A 17,239-nucleotide genomic window follows, 5' to 3' on the forward strand; every position below is an offset into this window, starting at 1 on the left:
CTATGCTTAGAAGTCGCCTCCCCCTTCGTAAAGGGGAACTATGACAGCTTCATGAGCCGCCCGCCCGCGTCGAACCGCCCTCTCCATGGCTGTTCCCCGTGAAAGCACGGCACCATGAAAGCACGGGGCGCGGGCGGTCCGCTACCGCCGGACACCCGCCGACCCCGGGAACGACAAGGACGCGACCTCCCATGTTGACCCTTTTCCTGTTGCGCCACGCCAAGTCGAGCTGGAGTGACCAGAACCTGCCCGATTTCGACCGGCCACTCGCGCCGCGCGGGCACAAGGCCGCCCCCCGGATCGGGGCCTACATGGCCGATCGCGGTTTCGCGCCGGGACGCATCCTGTGTTCCTCCGCCCAACGCACGCGGGAGACACTGGCGCTCGTCCTGCCCCATCTCGACGGGGATTGCGATGTCACGCTGACCCGATCCGTCTATGAATCGAATGACGAGCACGACCTGCTGGCCCTGATTGCCGCCCAGTCCGCACCCCCCTTCACACCGCGCCCCGTCACCGGGGCGCATCGATTGATGCTGATCGGACACAATCCGGCCATGCAGGACCTCGCGCTCGCGCTGGCCGGGAACGGCGCGCCGGACGACCGGGCGGCGCTGGCGGAAAAATTCCCGACCGCGGCGCTGGCCGTGCTGACCTTCGACGGGACGGACGGTTGGGCGGGTCTCGCCCCCGGCAGCGGCCTCCTCACCCATTTCATCCGGCCAAGGGATCTCGACTGACCCCGGTCTCGCACGCCCCCTCACGCTGCACCCGGGGGGGCGCCCGTCTTCCAGAAGGGGCGCTCGCCCAACAATCTTTCCCAGGCCGCCGACAACTTGGCGAGGCCCGCCTGTATCTGCTCCGACTGCACCTCGCGGATAACGGAGAGCGCCTCCTCGATACGCGCCTGCTCCTCCGTCTCGACTTCGATATCCGGGTCCGCCGCTTCGGGGACGAGTTCCGCCAGCAGCCTTTCCGCGACCACCGCGTCATTGAGCGCGCCCAGGCAATCCTGGAGCTTCTTGGTCGCCTGCAGGAAGGACGCCACGGCCTTCGGATCGTAGAGCCCTTTGAAGAACTCCACCGCGTAACGCAGCTTCTTGATCTCGATACGCAGGGCGTGCAGCGCCTCGGTCTCCAGGTCGCGGGGATCGGCGCCGCCATCGGCGCGTACCCTGTCATAGCGCTGTTGCAGCAGTTCCCAGGCGAACCGGCCGACGGGCAGGGCCTCCGCCAAGGGATTGCGGCTGTACTCGAACCCTTCGAGACGTAGGATCATCCGCTGATAGCGCTTGGCGAACAGCGCCTTTTCCGCCTGGCGATAGGCTTTCTCGCGCTTCCTGGCGGCGTGTTTCTCGATCAGCGTCAGCCCCGGATGCGCGCCGGCGCGCGCGCGGACGGGCGCCAACGTCTCCGACAGAAAGACATCCCAATCCCGCGCCGGACCCAGCGCCTGCTGAACCCAGCGCAGGGGCTTGGCGAGATGCTTGCGGTTGGCGGTGTCGAGCACGGGCGTGAACGCGCTCAGGGCCGCGCGCATGCGGCGCACCGCGACGCGCGCCTGATGCACCCCTTCCGGATCGGTGCCTTCGAGCACCATCGCCTCGTTCGCGAGAAGCTGCGATATGCCGTCCGCCAGAATGGCGGAGAGCGCCTGCTGCGCCGACATGGCCGGGTCCAGCGCGGGCTCGCCCGCCTTGGCGATAGCGGTCGACGCCTCCAGGAACAGGGCATAGCCGCGGGCCGCCTTGCTCTCCCCACCGATGCGGAAGGGAACGCGCTCACGCAAGTCCTCGGCGAAGGCCAGCAGGGCCGTCGGCGACCCGGCCTTCAACTCCAACTCCGCCTCGCGCACGATGACGCGGCCGCCGGACTTGCCCTCGGCCCCGGCGCTCGCGATCTCCCCCTCGTCGAGGGCGAGTTCGATCGTCCCCTCCGCCTGGTCGATCATCCAGATCGTGCGCTTCACGTCGGTGGAGAACACGGGCTTCAGCGTCTTATCGCCGACCGCCGCGCGCACCCGCTCGGCGACCGACGGATCATCGATCAGGGAAAGATCCGGCTCCGTGCCGGTGATCGGGGCTTCGACTTCCAGACGTTTCTGAACACCGCCACCGGGCGCGCCGATCGGGCATTTCACCGTTTGAACCCGTCTGCGCCCCTCCTGCCGCAGGCGCAACGCGATGCCCGCGGCCTTGAGGTCGAGCGCGTCGGTATCGAAATAAACCGCGATCAGACGTTGGTTGCGCGCGCGTCCCCGCTTCACGGCATGAAGATACCGATCGCGGCGCAGCCGAAGGGCCGACGCCGCGTCGATGGTCAGCTTCAGTTCGATTTCCGCGCTCGCCATGACCTTTCTGGTAAAAGGTTGAGACAATCGCAATCAAATCGAAAAACGTTAGTCACTCAAACTTCACCATTCGGTAAAAATACACATCTATAACGTGCCGGGAAAGGCGCCCCCATCAACCAAAAGGTTCTGCCCCGTCATAAATCCGGAATGCGCGCTACATAGAAAGGCGCAGGCATGGCCGAATTCCGCCGGGGTGCCGACTCGGCCCGAGGGGTTGGAAGCACCGGCCTCGCGCAGCACCTCCTCCACCGGCCGGCCCTCCTTCTCCGCCCGCGCGGCCATGGTGTTGCGCAGCCGATCCGTGTCGAAGGGCCCCGGCAGGAGACCGTTGATGGTCACATTGTGGCGCACCGTCTCGCGCGCGAGGCCCGCGACGAAACCGGTCAACCCCGCCCGCGCGCCGTTGGAAAGCCCCAGAATAGGAATCGGCGCCTTGACCGCCGCCGAGGTGATATTGACCACCCGGCCGAAGCGCCGCTCAATCATGCCGTCCACCACCGATTTGATCAGCAGGATCGGGGTCAGCATGTTGGCGTCCAACGCCGCGATCCAATCGTCCCGGTCCCAATCGCGGAAATCGCCCGGTGGCGGGCCGCCCGCGTTGTTGACAAGGATGTCAGGCTCCGGACAGGCTTCGAGCACGCGGGCGCGCCCGGCCTCCGTCGTGATATCGCAGGCAACCGGCGTGACGGAGACGCCGCACCGCGCCGCGATCTCCTCGGCCGTGCGCACCAGTGTATCCTCCGTGCGCGCATTGATGACGAGGTCGACCCCCTCGGCGGCGAGCGCTTCCGCGCAGCCACGCCCGAGTCCCTTCGACGCCGCGCAGACAATGGCCTTCCGTCCCCTGAGGCCCAGATCCATGGCGTAAGCTCCCTTCTTCTTCCCGTGCCGATCGGCATTGGTTCCAGCGGACGTTCGAGAAACGCCTCATGGAAGCGGATCACTCCGTCCGCCGGTCCTCCTCGTCCAGCACCCGCCGCGCGAGCGCCGTCGTAACCCGCCGCCGTTCCGCCAACGCCAGCCGGTCCAGATCGGCGACGATCGTGCCGGCGGCAGCGAAGGTGCGCGGCATGCGGGCCGTCAGATAGCGGATCACCTCCGGCCCGACCGGCAATTGCCGATCGCCGAACAGCTTCGTTAGCACCGCCGCCAAAAGCGCGTCATCCGGCGCGCCCAACCCGACGGCCGGCGCGGCGGCGAGGCGAGAGCGCAGATCGGCACGCCCGAAAGCCCAGCGCGCCGGTGCCTCCCGCGCGGCGAGAAGCAGGTGACCGCCCCGCTCACGCATCATGTTGTAGAGATGGAAGAGCGCATCGCCCGCTTCCGCTCGATCTTCCGAGGCGAGCGTGTCGGCATGATCCACCGCGACCGCCATCGCCGCGCCGAGCCGCCGGTCCAGATCCTCGACGGCCAGTTCGCCCGCTTCCCAGACCGGAGCGTCGGCACGCGTCGCCCAGACATTGAGCAGATGGGTCTTGCCACATCCACCCGGCCCGTGAAGGACAAGCGCCGGCGCCGGCCAACTCGGCCACAGGTCGATCCAACGCACCGCCTCGTCGTTGCATGGCGCCAACAGGAAGTCATCGCGGCCGCGCGCGGGCCGATGCGGCAGGTCGAGAGGGAGTTGTCGCGGCGTGCGGGCCCGATCGTCCATCACGGAAACGGTCATTGGGTGGCGGGTGCCCGCGACGGGTCGATGGGCTGATCCACCCGGGACCCGCTTGGCGCCGCCGAGGAATTATCCATACCCGACGCCCCCTCATCCGAAGAGGGCATTTCCCCCACATCCTCGACAAGGGGACGCACGAGCCAAGTGGTGGCATCCTCCGACAGGTCGAGCGTCAGCCCCGCCTGCACCAGCGCCGTTTGCAATTGATAGATGTCACCCACGAATTCCACGGCGAATTCGGCCTCCGTCGTCGTCAGGCGGTCCAGCGTCACGGATCTGACCGGCGCGGCCCCATCCAGGGCGCGACGCACCATCACCAGATCGCCCAGTTGGTCGAGCGGCGCGCGAACCGCGAGCACCGTCCCCGCCTGATCATATCGAATCAAATTCTCGCGGGACCATGCCTCCTCCAGCAGCGCGACGGTGCCGTCGACGGCGGCGCCCAACAGCCGCCCCTCCGTCTCGCCCGGTGCTTCCGCCTCAACGGCGTTCGCGCCCCCCGTGGCGGCGCCATCGGGGGACCCGTCGGGGGAGCCAGCCGTTGCCTCGCCCCCTTCCGGCGGCGGGGCCGTGAAGCGGGCCTCGGTCCGGTAATCCGGCCAACCGTCCGCCCGCACGCGGATCGCGACGGTGACGGAATCGTTTGCCGCGTCCGGTCTGGCATGAACGACAACGGCGCCGCCAGCGGAATAGGCGTCCTCGATCGCCTCCAACGCCCGCGCGTCACCCGCCAGGGCCGCGCTCGCATCGATCGCGGAGATATCGTTCAAATCGCCGAGAGGCGCGATGATCGGCACCAACCCCTGCGGCGAGGGCGCCCCGAGCCAAGCATCCAGCCATGTATTGCCGCCGAGCCAGAGTACCGGCGCCTCGCCCGGGCGCTCCAGGACCGGGACGACGACGAGCGGCCGGCTCTCCGTCTCGGCATAGGCGATGCCCTCCCGTTCCAGCAACTCGCCCACGGCGTCCGCGTTGAAGCGAACCGAAAGCTCCGCCAGATACCGGCCGCCGCCGAACTTCTCCTGCTCGTAGGTGACGTCGCGGATCAGGAATTCGAGCCGATCCGGATCCGGCACCGAGACACGCCGCGAATCACCGTCGACGGTCAGCCGCTCGATCAATGTCCGGAAGGCGCGCGCTTTCGCCTCCGCGACACCCGCGCGCTTCGCGGCCAGATCGTTCTCGCCGGTCGTGTCGACCTCGATGCCGGTAACGGCGAAGAGGTCGCCCGACTGCGCACGCGCCGTCCCGGTGGCCGAAACGATACCGATCGCGACGACCATCGTCAGGACAGACATCAGAAGCTTCGCCAGCCCATCGGACCCTGGCGTGACGCGAGCCCGCTCCGGCATTGCAAATCGCTCCCTTTCGACTATGGTCCCCGCGCCTCTCACCCAAGTGTGCGCACGACAGCGCGAGGTTGCCAGAGTGGACCCTAACGAACCAAGCTCCCAAGACAAGCCCGAACGTGGCCCCGGTGACGCCCGCGGTCCAGCGACCGGCGGTGGAAACGACCGTCTGACCTACGCGGATGCCGGGGTCGATATCGATGCGGGCAACCGCCTTGTCGATCGCATCAAGCCCTTGGCCAAGGCAACGGCCCGGGCCGGCGCGGCCGGCGGGCTTGGCGGGTTCGGCGCGCTGTTCGACACCAAGGCGGCGGGTTTCGTCGACCCCGTTCTGGTCGCCGGGACGGACGGCGTGGGCACCAAGCTCAAATTGGCCATAGAGGCGAACAAGCACGACACGGTCGGCATCGACCTTGTCGCCATGTGCGTCAACGACCTCGTCGTGCAAGGGGCGGAACCGCTTTTCTTCCTCGACTATTTCGCGACCGGAAAGCTCGCCGTCGATACCGCCGCCGATGTGGTCGCCGGGATCGCCGAGGGCTGCAAGCAGGCGAATTGCGCGCTGATCGGCGGCGAGACGGCCGAGATGCCGGGCATGTATGCCGACGGGCACTACGATCTCGCCGGTTTCTCCGTCGGCGCGGTGGAACGCGACCGCCTGATCGATGGCGGGCGCACGGCCGCGGGCGATATCCTGCTGGGCCTGGAATCGAGCGGCCCGCATTCCAACGGGTACAGTCTGGTTCGCCGGATCGTGGAACGTAGCCACCTGACACTCGACGACGAGGCGCCGTTCCAGCCGGGATCGAGCCTGGGCGCCGCGCTGCTGACCCCGACCCGGATCTATGTCCGCGCCTGCCTGGAGGCGATCGCCGCCAGCGGCACCGGGGTGCATGCGCTTTGCCATATCACCGGCGGGGGGTTCTACGAGAACCTGCCGCGCGTCATGGGCGACACCCTGGCCTGCCGGGTGGCGCGGCGCTGGACGCCGCCGCCCGTCTTCGACTGGCTGGCCGAAACCGGCCGGGTCGAGGCGCACGAGATGCACCGTACCTTCAATTGCGGCATCGGCATGGTGCTGGCCGTCGCGCCGGACAGCGTGGCGCCGGTTACCGCCGCGCTGGAAGCCGCCGGGGAACGGGTGCATGCGATCGGCGAACTCGCCCCACGGGGCGACGGTCCGGCCGTCACCATCGCCGGCATCGACGATTGACGGCGGGCGGGGTGAGGAACGGCGGGCGCCTCAAGGTCGGCGTCCTGCTCTCGGGCGGGGGGACGAACCTTCAAGCCCTGATAGACGCCTGCGCGGCGCCGGGCTTTCCGGCCGAAATCGCGCTCGTCCTCTCCAATAAGGCCGAGGCTTATGGGCTGGAGCGCGCGCGCCGCGCCGGCATTCCGACCACCGTCGTCGACCACCGCCCCTTTCCCGACCGCCCCAGCTTCGAGCGTGAAATCGACCGCGCGCTGGCGGATGCGGGCGTGGAATGCGTGTGTCTGGCCGGCTTCCTGCGCGTACTGACGGAGGGCTTCGTCGAGAGATGGCATGACCGGATGCTGAACATCCACCCCTCCCTGCTGCCGGCCTACAAGGGGTTGGAAACCCATGCGCGCGCATTGGCCGACGGCGTGGCGATTCATGGCTGCACGGTGCATTTCGTGCGGCCCGCGCTCGATGACGGCCCATTGATCGCGCAGGCGGAGGTGCCGGTGCATCCCGGCGACGATCCGGCCATGCTCGCCGCCCGGGTACTGACCCGCGAGCATGAAATCTATCCGCTGGCGCTCCGGCTGATGGGCGAGGGGCGGCTTTCGGTCGAAGGCGAAACGTGCCTAATCGACGGACACCCCGGTCCGATGCGTCTGCGCTGGAACGATGCGCCGCCGATCGGCGGATAACGGCGTTTCCCCTCTTGAGGCTCGGGCTCGCCTGGGTACAATCGCACCGACAAGACGAGGGGCGCCGCGCGCATGCGGGTCGCCCAGGGATTACGCGGCACTACCGCGCATCTTCGGGGGAAAGGGATACAATGACCATGGCGCATGACGACTTGGAATTCACCCGCGCGCCGCGGGAGAACCTGCGAACCTATGAGCAGGTGAAGCGCACCATCGCGATGGCGGTCGTCGCCGTCGTGATCCTGCTGCTGATGATGGCCGCCTTCCTGGTGTAGCCGCCGCGTGCGGGCGCGTACGTAACCGCGGACAAAGAAAAACGCCGCCCTCCCGATGGAAGGCGGCGTTTTCATATCCGGGTTCTTGTCCGGCCGGGTATCCCGACGCGGCGGATGCCGTCAGCCGACGATCTCGGTCCCCGCGAAGAAATAGGCGATCTCGATCGCCGCGTTTTCCGGCGAATCGGAACCGTGAACCGAATTCGCCTCGACCGACTCGCCATAGAGCTTGCGGATCGTGCCCTCATCGGCATTGGCGGGGTTCGTCGCGCCCATGACCTCGCGGTTCTTCGGCACGGCGCCCTCGCCCTCCAGCACCTGGACCACGACCGGGCCCGAGGTCATGAAGGCGACCAATTCATTGAAGAAGGAGCGCTCCTTATGGACGGCGTAGAAGGTCTCCGCCTGCTCCTTGGTGAGCCAGAGCCGCTTCTGCGCGATGATGCGCAGACCCGCGTCCTCCAGCATGGCGTTGATCTTGCCGGTCAGGTTGCGCCGCGTGGCGTCCGGCTTGATGATCGACAGGGTGCGTTCGGTGGCCATCGTTCTCCGTATCCCGTCAGTCTTGCTATGATGCCGATTGGCTAGCGTTCGAAAATCGCTGAGGGATGGCGCCGGCCTAATGCCGGCCGCCCCGCCCCCCGGTTGAGCCGCGCGCCTTATAGACGCCGCGCCCCAGTGGGGCAAGCCCTGCGAGCCCGAACCGCCAACCGGCCGGGCGTGGCCGGCGGGCGCCGCGCAGGATGCTTCTCAAACCGGGGCCAAGCTGCTATCTCCCGCCGCATCATGCTGATCTTGCGCGACATCACGATGCGGGTGGGCGGCCGTGTCCTTCTGGACGGCGCATCGGCCCAAATTCCGGACGGCCACCGGGTCGGTCTCGTCGGCCGGAACGGGACCGGCAAGACGACTCTGCTTCGCCTGATCCTGGGCGAGATCGCGGCCGACGGCGGTGATATCCGCGTCGGCAACCGCGAGACCGTCGGCACCGTCGCGCAGGAAGCGCCGGCGGACGACCGCACGCCGATCGACCATGTGCTGGCTGCCGACCGGCGGCTGGCGGAACTGACCCGGGCGGCGGAGACCGAAACCGACCCCAACCGCATCGGTGAATTGCACGCGCGCCTTGCCGATCTCGGCGCGCACCGGGCGGAAGCGCGGGCGGCACGCATCCTGGCCGGGCTCGGCTTCGACGACGCGGCGCAACGCCGCCCCGTCTCCACCTATTCCGGCGGCTGGCGCATGCGCGTCGCGCTCGCCGGCGCGCTCTTCGCGGAGCCGGACATCCTGCTGCTCGACGAACCGACCAACCATCTCGACCTGGAAAGCGCGCTGTGGCTGGAGAGCTATCTGCTCAGCTATCCGCGCACGCTGATCCTGGTCAGCCACGATCGCGGGCTGCTCAATCGCATCCCGACGGAAATCCTGCATCTGAATGAGCAGCGGCTCGCCCTCTATACCGGCGGCTATGACGATTTCGAGGCGTTGCGGCGCGAGCAGCAGGCGCATCAGCGCGCTCTCGCCAACAAGCAGGAAGCCCAGCGCCAGCATATCATGAGTTTCGTCGATCGCTTCCGCTACAAGGCCTCCAAGGCCCGTCAGGCGCAATCGCGCCTGAAGATGCTGGAGCGCATGCAGCCGATCGCGCTGGCGGCGGAGGACCCGACCATCGCCTTCAACCTGCCGAAGCCCGACATCCTGCCGCCGCCGATCCTGACGCTGGAGGATGCGAGCGCCGGCTACGACCCCGCGAATCCGGTGCTGCGCGCGCTCAACCTGCGCATCGACATGGACGACCGCATCGCGCTGCTGGGCGCGAACGGCAACGGCAAGACGACGCTGCTCAAGCTCTTCGCCGGCAAGCTGAAGCCGCTCGACGGGCGGGTGCGGAAATCCTCGAAGCTGGAGGTTGGATACTTCGCTCAGAACGCGACGGAGGAGTTGGACACGCATCTCTCCGCCCTGGAGCAACTTCAAGCGCTGGAGCCGATGGCGACCGAAACCAAGTTGCGGGCGCATCTGGGCCGCTTCGGCTTTCCCCAGGCGATGGCGGATACCCGCATCGCCAAGCTGTCCGGCGGGGAGAAGGCACGTCTCGCGCTCGCCCTCATCTGCCGGCGGAGCCCGCATCTCCTGCTGATGGACGAGCCGACGAACCATCTGGACATCGACAGCCGTCAGGCGCTGATCGAGGCGCTGGCCGCCTATGAAGGCGCCGTCGTCATCGTCACCCATGACCCCTATCTGGTCGACGCGACGGCGGATCGGTTGTGGATCGTGCGCGACGGCGACTGCCGGCCCTTCGACGGCGACACCAACGACTATCGCCAGATGCTGGAGCGGGAGCGTCGCTCCGCACGCGCGGCGGAGAAATCCGCCGCCGCGAAGCCACCCTCCCCGTTGTCCGAGCCCCCCCACCCCACCCCGGAGCCTCCGAAACGGGACCGGCGCGGCCGGGCCGAGCAACGTCAGAAGGTCGCCCCGCTACGCAAGGCCGCGAAGGATCTGGAAGGCAGGCTCGAGAAGCTGTCGGCGGAAAAGGACAGGATCGACGCCCGCCTCGCCGACCCCGCCACCTATGAGGGGGAAAGCAAGGCGATCGACGAGCTAAACCGCCTCTCCGCCGATCTGGCGCGCGCGATCGAGAAGACGGAAGAGGCATGGTTCGCCGCCCAGGAGGCGCTGGAGCAGGCGAACGGCGGCGCGGCGGCGCAATAGCCACCGCCCCCCCTCACGCATCGCTCGCGGATATTGACATCCGCGCGAGACGGCCGATTGCCGCTTGGCCCGATGCGGAAGGCGCGCGAAACTCCTTCCTTCAAGAAACCCCGCCGAAGCGAGGACCCCATGACGACTGTCGCGATACCTATTCGCCTTCTGGCCGGCGTGCTGGCGCTTTCCTGCCTGATCCTCGCCCCGCCCGCCGCCCGGGCCGACAAGGTCAATCAAAGCCTGTTGGGCGGCGTTGCGATCGAGGGAACGGACCCCGTCGCCTATTTCACCGAGAGCCGCCCGGTCGAAGGGTCGAGCGATTTCAGCGTCGAATGGAACGGTGCCGAATGGCACTTCGCCAGCGCCGAGAACCGCGCCCTGTTCGAGGCCGACCCGGAGAAATACGCCCCCGCCTATGGCGGCTATTGCGCCTGGGCGGTGAGCCAGGGCAAGACGGCCGGCATCGATCCCGAGGCCTGGAAAATCGTCGATGACCGCCTCTATCTGAACTACAACGAGTCGGTTCAGAGTACTTGGGAGGAGGATATCCCCGGCAATATCCGCAAGGCGGACGAAAACTGGCCGGTGATCGAGAAGGACCTCTGACCTCCGTTCCCTTGCAAGCCGTGCGGCCGATCAGAAGGCCAGCAACGCATCCGCCTCGGCCGCTTCCTCCGCCGTCCATTGGCGCACCGGCGTCGGCGCGGCCGACCCGTCCAGCGGGATGAACGTTCCCTCCCCCGGCGCGTCGAGCGTGACGGAGCCGAACGTGTTCGTCACCGCGATCGCGCCCGCGCGGATCTGAAATCCGATATGCGAGGTGCCGGGCGGCATGCCGACGGTCAATTCACCGCCGACGAACTCCGTCCCCCGAATGCCGATGGTCGCCACCGGCGTATTGCCGGTGAACCCGCCCGGGTTGGACGCGCCGGATGCGCCCGATATGAACTTGTAGACGCCGGTCAGGAAATTCAGCGCCTGCCGGTTTGAGGCCGCCGCGCCATCCTCCGCCGAGTAAACGAATTCGTCGATGACGACCGTTGCGTTCGCGCTGAGAGTCAAACGAGAGGAATCGGTGAAACGAACGAGCACGCGCCCCGCCTCCCCGGTCTCGATCCTGTCCCCCACATAGATGACGGCGCCCCGCGCCAGGGTCTGCACCGCGCCATTGCCGCCGGCGCGGGTCACATCGCCCGCCTGACGCTCGATCACGCCGGCCACCTGCTGGGCACGCGCCGGCACCGTGCAGAGCGTCAAGACGATCGATACAAGGGCGCAAATAACCGCCGCCACCCGAACCGCACCATGCACCCGTGGCAAGAGCGCCTCCCATTTCCCACCGCGCGACGCTCCCAGCGCGCCGACACGGGTAAAGCAAGAATTCAACGCGGCCCAGGCTTTTCACCCGTATCCGCCCGGTACGACAAACCCCTCTTCCCGGAAGAAGAGGGGTTTGCGCACGGTAGATCGAATCCGCACGGAACGAAACCGACGTCCCCGCGAAAATACCCCTTTAGCCGAGCATCCGGTTCCACCAGCCCTTTCGCTTCGGCCGGTCTTCCTTCTTCTCGCTGCCGTCGGAGACGATGTACTGCTCCATCGGATCAGAAGCCGCATCCTTTTCGGAAGCGGGCTCCCGGGTGGAATCGGGGCCGGCCTCGGGAGTAGCCTCGGGAGCCGGAGCGACAGGTTCGGCCTCGGCCTCCGAAGGCGGCGTGGAGTCGGGTGATGAATCGGCGACCTGATCGTCCGTGGCGCCGACATCCCCCGCCTGTTCGGCGGCGGGCGCCGGTTCCGGCTTCGCGGCGGGCGCCTTCTTGCGCGCACGGGCTCGTTTCGCCTTCGCCTTTCCCTTCGCCTTCTTGGCGGCGGGTTCCGGTGCGTCGGCGACCGCGGCATCATCGGAGATTCCCTCGGACGCGCCGTCTCCCTCGGAACCGTCTCCTGACGAACCGTTCTTCTCGGCAGCGGGCTCGGCAGCCGCATCGGACGGGGCCGCCTTGCGGGATCGGCGACGGCGGGGTTTCGGCGCCTCCTCGGAAGCGGCGGTGAGCGCATCCCCGTTCTCTTCGGTTCCCGCGCCAGGCGTACCCACGGCCATGCCATCAGGCGGAGCGGCCCCATCGCCCGCGGCCTGGGTATCGGCATCCGTCCCGGCCACTTCCTCGCCCTCGGGTTTCGTGGCGGCGCGGCGTCCGCGCGGCCGCTTGGCGCGCGCCTTGCGCGGCTTCGGCCTTTCCTCGGACTCGCCGGCGGACTCGCTGTCCTCGCGCGGTTCGATCGACTCCGGCGTCTTGGATTCCTCCGTCACATGACTGACGGGCTCCTCACTCGCGGAGTCATCCCGCTCCATGGCATCGTCCCGGTCCGCGGCGTCGTACCGGTCCGCGCCTTCATCACCGCCGGTTTCCGAGTCCTGACGCTGATCCCCGTCCTCCGGGCGCCGGTTGCGACGACGGCCACCGCGACGGCCGCGCTTACGGCGGCGACGGCCGCGATCGCCGCCATCCTCGTCCGAAGCGCTTTCACCCCCGCCGCCACCGGAGCCGGTGTCGTCGGAATCCTCTTCCTGCGCCGCGACGGCATTGTCGTTGGAATCGCGTTGATCGCGCTCCTCCTCCTCGCGGCCGGAGCGGCGGCGGCCACCCCGTCGGGGCCGGCGTCGCCCGCCCCCTTCGTCGCCGCCGACGGGTTGCTCCCGGCTTTCCTCGACCGGATGCTCCGGGGCGTCGTCGTCCTCGCTTGCCGTGCGGGTGAGTTCGTATTTCGGCGGCAGCAGATCGGAATCGGCCTCGATCGTGACGCGCATGCCGAACTGCTGCTCCATCTCCGTCATGCTGGCGCGCTTGTGATTCAGGATATAGAGGGCGACATCGACCGGCACCCGCGCCTTCACGATGGCGGAGCGGCGGCGGAGCCCCTCCTCCTCGATGGCGCGTAGACAGATCAGGGCCGCCGTCTCGGTGGAGGCGATATAGCCGACACCGCCGCAGGTCGGGCAGGGCTGACTCATTGCCTCGATCAGGCTGGGCCGCAGACGCTGGCGCGACATTTCCATCAGGCCGAAGGCACTGATCCGCCCAACCTGGATGCGCGCGCGGTCCCGCCGCAGGCTTTCCTTCAACTTGCGTTCGACCTGACCGATATTGCGACCGTCGTCCATATCGATGAAATCGATGACGATCAGGCCGGCCAGATCGCGCAGACGGAGTTGACGGGCGACCTCTTCCGCCGCCTCCAGATTGGTCTTGAGCGCCGTCTCCTCGATATGCCGCTCACGCGTGGCGCGGCCGGAGTTGACGTCGATGGCGACCAGCGCCTCCGTCTGGTGGATGACGATCGTCCCTCCGGAACGCAACTGCACCTGGGGATCGTGGATCTGGGCCAGTTGCTGTTCCACCTGATAGCGGTGGAAGAGCGGAATGCCCTGATCGTCCTTATAACGCTGCACCTTCTTGGCGTGGCTCGGCACCAGCGCCTTCATGAAGTCCTTGGCGGTCTTGTAGGCCTCCTCGCCCGAGACCAGGACTTCCTCGATATCCTTGGAATAGAGATCGCGAATTGACCGCTTGATCAGATTCGCTTCCTCATGGATCAGTGCCGGCGCGGTCGATTGCAGCGTCTTCTGCCGGATATCGTCCCACAGCTTCAGGATATATTCGAAGTCGCGCTTGATCTCGGCCTTCGAGCGCTCGGCCCCCGCCGTGCGCAGGATGACGGCCATGCCCTCCGGCGTTTCCAGCTCCGACATCACGGTCTTGAGCCGCTTGCGATCCTGGGCGTTCGCGATCTTGCGGCTGACGCCACCGCCACGCGAAGTGTTCGGCATCAGCACGCAATAACGTCCGGCGAGGCTGAGATAGGTGGTGAGCGCGGCCCCCTTGTTGCCGCGCTCTTCCTTCACGACCTGCACCAGCATGACCTGCCGGCGCTTGATCACCTCCTGGATCTTGTATTGCCGCTTCAGACGGGGGCGGCGGCGCTGGGCCTCTTCGACGGCTTCGTCCACCGCCTCGGCGCCCCCCATGTCCTCGACCGGCTCACCGTCGGCGCCGCGCGCCTCGTCGTCACCGTGGTCCTCGTCGCCGTTATGGTGCTCCTCCACCAAATCCTCACGGTCGGAGACCGGGATCCGGTAGTAGTCCGGGTGAATTTCCCCGAAGGCGAGGAAACCGTGCCGATTGCCGCCATATTCCACGAACGCGGCCTGCAGCGAAGGTTCAACCCGCGTTACCTTCGCGAGATAGATATTCCCCTTCAGTTGCGCCTTGGTCGTGGTCTCGTAGTCGAATTCCTCAAGCTTGTTACCGTTGACGACCGTGACCCGGGTCTCCTCCGGGTGGGTCGCGTCTATCAACATTCTGCGCGTCATTAACTCCGTCCTCTGGCCCCCTGCGGACACGCGCGAACGCGCCGACATGGAGGCCGTTTCTCTGCGCGAGGCCGCTCGCCGACGGCACGCGCGCCGCGCCGCGCCGGGAAGGCGCGACGGCGTTGCGGCTCGTCGTTCGGCGAAGGCGCACGTCCGGATCGACCGAATGCCCGGGGGCGTCGGTCATCGGGAACGGCATGCGGCTCGCAATTGGCATTGCTTCAATCAGCCCAATTCAGGACGGGCCGCACGGATGGCGGGGGTTCCGCGGAAAACGGTCGAACGGACCGGGACCGCGCGCGTCAACGCCCGGCGCCGGATCCAAGGGCGCCCCATGGTCCCAATGGGACCCGGACCCCCGATGGTTCGGACATCGGTCGGGCCGCCAGTGGGGCGCCCAACCCGCCGAATTCCGTGTCGATCGCAACCGCGGCCCAAACCGGCCGGACGGTCCGACTCATCGTCTTCGTCATGTCGCCTCCGAGCCCGGAACGCCCGCGCGTCCCGTACGCGCCCGGTGGCGAAAACCATGGGCATCCCGACCGGCAGCGCCGCCCGAACCACCCTGCCCTTGCGCGCCATCCTCGAAGGCGCCGCGCGGGCCGAAATCCCCCTCGTCCGCGACACGGTCGAACGAACCCGTTCCCCCGATCCCGAACGCGCCAAGCCGGCCTTTGGCCGGCCGGCCCAGGAAACGACATAGCGCTCCCCTCGCCCTGTCGTCCCCGTTCGGCCGACCATCCGGCCGGCCCCGTCCGTCACGTCCGGACGGCAAGCATCCGGAACGGCACGCGCCACCTGCGAAGCGTCCGGACGGTTTCCCATCCGGCGGCGCCGCCGCACCGCGTCCCCACTCGATCATGCGCTCGACGACGCCGTGTGCTCGATCGACAAATCGACCAATCGCTCGGCCGGATTCAGGGGGGCGGAACGTCGCGCCATGCGCGCCAACCCGTCGCGAGCCCCATGCGCATCCGGCGACGCGGTTCCCCACAAGGATGGTGCCCTTGGGCGAATCCCCGCCGACCGGCGGGCACGGAGTCCGTGCGGTCGTACTGTAATCGTTTGCGGGCGGCCGATACAAATGATTTCATTGGCCCCCATCCGCATATCCGGTTATCGCCTCCGACGCGCTTGGGAAAGCGCCGGGGGAACCTATATCGCGCGCCACGCGCCGGATTCGCTTCGGATGCGATCGCCTTTGATCGATGCCGGCAAATCTGCCATATATCTAGTGTTTGAATTGGGAACGCGACGCAAGATGTTCTGGTCACGCCCCTTCCTCCTCCATCCTGGCGCCGGACGCGTCCGGTCGGTTCCGCGCGTCCGGGCGACTCTCGCCCTAATCGTGGGCGCCCTGCTCGCGGGTATGGCAGGCATGTCGACGCCGGGGCTCGCCCAGACGATCGTCGATGTGCGCACCGGCGTGCATGCCGACAAGACCCGTTTCGTCATCGAGCTAGACCAGGCGCAGCCCTACCGCGCCTTCGTCCTGACCGATCCCGACCGGGCCGTGATCGATTTGCCGGATGTGAAATGGTCGGGCGAGCCGGCGCACGAGGTGGGCGGCGTCGGGCTCGTCGGCAATCTTCGGTACGGCCTGTTCCGGCCCGGCATCTCGCGCGTGGTCATCGACCTCGAGGGCCCGGCGACCATCGCCAATCATTTCGCGCTCGACGCTGGCGGCGGCTCCGGTCCGCGGATCGTGGTGGATCTACGGTCGGCGACGGCCAGCGAGGTGGCGAGCGCGAAACCCGTCGAATCGGGACGCTGGGCCGACTATGCCCGGACGCTCTCCCGCTCCTCCAGCACGACGGCGAGCCTGGAGGCACCGGAAGGCGTGGGCGAGAAGCGCGTCGTCGTGATCGATCCGGGCCATGGGGGCGTCGATCCCGGCGCGATCGGTGTTTCCGGCAAGTACGAGAAGGGCATCGTCCTCGAAGCCGCCAGGACGCTTCAGAAGACACTGGAGGCGACCGGACGCTACGAGGTGGTGCTGACCCGAGACCGCGACGTCTATCTGCCGCTGCGCGAACGCTACCAAGTGGCCCATGAGGTGGATGCGGGGCTTTTCATCTCCCTCCACGCCGACAGCCACCCGAGCCGGTCGCTGCGCGGCGCCTCAGTCTATACGCTGTCCGACACGGCCTCCGACAAGGAGGCGGCGGCGTTGGCGCGGAAGGAGAACAAGTCCGATGTCATCGCGGGGGCCGATCTCAGTGGCTATACGCCGGAAGTCTCCTCGATCCTGATCGATCTGGCGCAGCAAAGCGTCAACGAGAATAGCTGGCATTTCGCCGAGATGCTGGTCGACAATCTGGCCCGCGAGATCAAGGTACTCAACAATACCCACCGCTTCGCCGGCTTCGCGGTGCTGAAGAGCCCGAACGTCCCCTCCGTTCTGGTCGAACTCGGCTATCTCTCGAACCGGCAGGACGAGCAGGTGCTGTCGAGTGAAGGCTTTCGCCAGCGAATCTCCACGGCATTGACCAAGGCCATCGACCGCTTCTTCGACCGTCAGGAACGGCTCAGCCGGTCGTGATCGAAAAACCGCGCCGACGCCTTCCGGAACAGCCATGGGATGGTCGCTTTTTCGCCGTCAATTCGCTA

Annotated in this window: 15 protein-coding genes; 8 read left to right on the plus strand and 7 right to left on the minus strand. The window is 67.5% G+C overall.

The window, feature by feature from the left end; all coding sequences use genetic code 11:
• Positions 1-191 precede the first annotated feature (191 nt).
• Entirely contained in the window at positions 192-740 is a 549-nt protein-coding gene (locus tag KAJ83_RS03825) for a SixA phosphatase family protein (protein ID WP_210680668.1), read from the plus strand.
• A 20-nt stretch (positions 741-760) separates the two neighbouring features.
• Here the strand turns inward: KAJ83_RS03825 and KAJ83_RS03830 are convergent, their stop codons facing one another.
• The 4 genes from KAJ83_RS03830 to KAJ83_RS03845 form a co-directional block, all read right to left on the minus strand.
• The gene (locus tag KAJ83_RS03830) at positions 761-2,350 is read right to left on the minus strand and encodes a CYTH and CHAD domain-containing protein (protein ID WP_210680669.1); all 1,590 of its coding nucleotides are present in this window, start codon (positions 2,348-2,350) and stop codon (positions 761-763) included.
• Between the two features lie 87 nt (positions 2,351-2,437).
• Positions 2,438-3,217, minus strand: a complete 780-nt coding sequence (locus tag KAJ83_RS03835; protein ID WP_210680670.1) for an SDR family oxidoreductase — start codon at positions 3,215-3,217, stop codon at positions 2,438-2,440.
• A gap of 79 nt (positions 3,218-3,296) precedes the next feature.
• Positions 3,297-4,010, minus strand: a complete 714-nt coding sequence (locus KAJ83_RS03840; protein WP_210680831.1) for an HdaA/DnaA family protein — start codon at positions 4,008-4,010, stop codon at positions 3,297-3,299.
• Between the two features lie 11 nt (positions 4,011-4,021).
• A complete protein-coding gene (locus KAJ83_RS03845; protein WP_210680671.1) occupies positions 4,022-5,377 on the minus strand; it encodes a DUF2066 domain-containing protein in 1,356 nt (451 codons plus the stop codon).
• A 76-nt stretch (positions 5,378-5,453) separates the two neighbouring features.
• Between KAJ83_RS03845 and purM the strand changes: the two genes are divergently transcribed.
• The 3 genes from purM to KAJ83_RS03860 all read left to right on the plus strand — a co-directional run bounded on the left by purM (position 5,454) and on the right by KAJ83_RS03860 (position 7,545).
• Positions 5,454-6,587, plus strand: coding sequence for a phosphoribosylformylglycinamidine cyclo-ligase (gene purM / locus KAJ83_RS03850; RefSeq protein ID WP_379786871.1), 1,134 nt, complete (start codon positions 5,454-5,456; stop codon positions 6,585-6,587).
• An 11-nt stretch (positions 6,588-6,598) separates the two neighbouring features.
• The gene (gene purN, locus KAJ83_RS03855) at positions 6,599-7,270 is read left to right on the plus strand and encodes a phosphoribosylglycinamide formyltransferase (protein ID WP_210680673.1); all 672 of its coding nucleotides are present in this window, start codon (positions 6,599-6,601) and stop codon (positions 7,268-7,270) included.
• A gap of 137 nt (positions 7,271-7,407) precedes the next feature.
• Positions 7,408-7,545, plus strand: a complete 138-nt coding sequence (locus KAJ83_RS03860) for a hypothetical protein (protein WP_210680674.1) — start codon at positions 7,408-7,410, stop codon at positions 7,543-7,545.
• 120 nt (positions 7,546-7,665) lie between these two features.
• Here the strand turns inward: KAJ83_RS03860 and ndk are convergent, their stop codons facing one another.
• Entirely contained in the window at positions 7,666-8,088 is a 423-nt protein-coding gene (gene ndk, locus KAJ83_RS03865; protein ID WP_210680675.1) for a nucleoside-diphosphate kinase, read from the minus strand.
• A gap of 243 nt (positions 8,089-8,331) precedes the next feature.
• Between ndk and KAJ83_RS03870 the strand changes: the two genes are divergently transcribed.
• Positions 8,332-10,263, plus strand: a complete 1,932-nt coding sequence (locus KAJ83_RS03870; RefSeq protein WP_210680676.1) for an ABC-F family ATP-binding cassette domain-containing protein — start codon at positions 8,332-8,334, stop codon at positions 10,261-10,263.
• A 129-nt stretch (positions 10,264-10,392) separates the two neighbouring features.
• Complete coding sequence (locus KAJ83_RS03875; RefSeq protein WP_210680677.1) at positions 10,393-10,863, plus strand: YHS domain-containing (seleno)protein; 471 nt, start codon at positions 10,393-10,395, stop codon at positions 10,861-10,863.
• 30 nt (positions 10,864-10,893) lie between these two features.
• Here the strand turns inward: KAJ83_RS03875 and KAJ83_RS03880 are convergent, their stop codons facing one another.
• Both KAJ83_RS03880 and KAJ83_RS03885 read right to left on the minus strand, forming a co-directional pair.
• Positions 10,894-11,514, minus strand: a complete 621-nt coding sequence (locus KAJ83_RS03880) for a FecR family protein (protein WP_210680678.1) — start codon at positions 11,512-11,514, stop codon at positions 10,894-10,896.
• A gap of 256 nt (positions 11,515-11,770) precedes the next feature.
• Entirely contained in the window at positions 11,771-14,629 is a 2,859-nt protein-coding gene (locus KAJ83_RS03885) for a ribonuclease E/G (protein ID WP_210680679.1), read from the minus strand.
• A gap of 529 nt (positions 14,630-15,158) precedes the next feature.
• Between KAJ83_RS03885 and KAJ83_RS03890 the strand changes: the two genes are divergently transcribed.
• Together KAJ83_RS03890 and KAJ83_RS03895 are read left to right on the plus strand one after the other, a co-directional pair.
• The gene (locus KAJ83_RS03890) at positions 15,159-15,332 is read left to right on the plus strand and encodes a hypothetical protein (RefSeq protein WP_210680680.1); all 174 of its coding nucleotides are present in this window, start codon (positions 15,159-15,161) and stop codon (positions 15,330-15,332) included.
• 675 nt (positions 15,333-16,007) lie between these two features.
• The gene (locus KAJ83_RS03895) at positions 16,008-17,171 is read left to right on the plus strand and encodes an N-acetylmuramoyl-L-alanine amidase (protein ID WP_210680681.1); all 1,164 of its coding nucleotides are present in this window, start codon (positions 16,008-16,010) and stop codon (positions 17,169-17,171) included.
• Positions 17,172-17,239 lie beyond the last annotated feature (68 nt).

Origin of the sequence: Marivibrio halodurans (assembly GCF_017963645.1) — a bacterium.
Lineage (GTDB): Bacteria > Pseudomonadota > Alphaproteobacteria > UBA8366 > Aestuariispiraceae > Marivibrio > Marivibrio halodurans.

Coding starts and splice junctions, on each gene's coding strand:
- KAJ83_RS03885 (WP_210680679.1), bottom strand. CDS start 14,629: ATGACGCGCAGAATGTTGATAGACGCGACCCACCCGGAGGAGACCCGG.
- KAJ83_RS03875 (WP_210680677.1), top strand. CDS start 10,393: ATGACGACTGTCGCGATACCTATTCGCCTTCTGGCCGGCGTGCTGGCG.
- KAJ83_RS03890 (WP_210680680.1), top strand. CDS start 15,159: ATGGGCATCCCGACCGGCAGCGCCGCCCGAACCACCCTGCCCTTGCGC.
- ndk (WP_210680675.1), bottom strand. CDS start 8,088: ATGGCCACCGAACGCACCCTGTCGATCATCAAGCCGGACGCCACGCGG.
- KAJ83_RS03830 (WP_210680669.1), bottom strand. CDS start 2,350: ATGGCGAGCGCGGAAATCGAACTGAAGCTGACCATCGACGCGGCGTCG.
- KAJ83_RS03835 (WP_210680670.1), bottom strand. CDS start 3,217: ATGGATCTGGGCCTCAGGGGACGGAAGGCCATTGTCTGCGCGGCGTCG.
- KAJ83_RS03845 (WP_210680671.1), bottom strand. CDS start 5,377: ATGCCGGAGCGGGCTCGCGTCACGCCAGGGTCCGATGGGCTGGCGAAG.
- KAJ83_RS03870 (WP_210680676.1), top strand. CDS start 8,332: ATGCTGATCTTGCGCGACATCACGATGCGGGTGGGCGGCCGTGTCCTT.
- KAJ83_RS03860 (WP_210680674.1), top strand. CDS start 7,408: ATGGCGCATGACGACTTGGAATTCACCCGCGCGCCGCGGGAGAACCTG.
- KAJ83_RS03895 (WP_210680681.1), top strand. CDS start 16,008: ATGTCGACGCCGGGGCTCGCCCAGACGATCGTCGATGTGCGCACCGGC.
- KAJ83_RS03825 (WP_210680668.1), top strand. CDS start 192: ATGTTGACCCTTTTCCTGTTGCGCCACGCCAAGTCGAGCTGGAGTGAC.
- KAJ83_RS03840 (WP_210680831.1), bottom strand. CDS start 4,010: ATGGACGATCGGGCCCGCACGCCGCGACAACTCCCTCTCGACCTGCCG.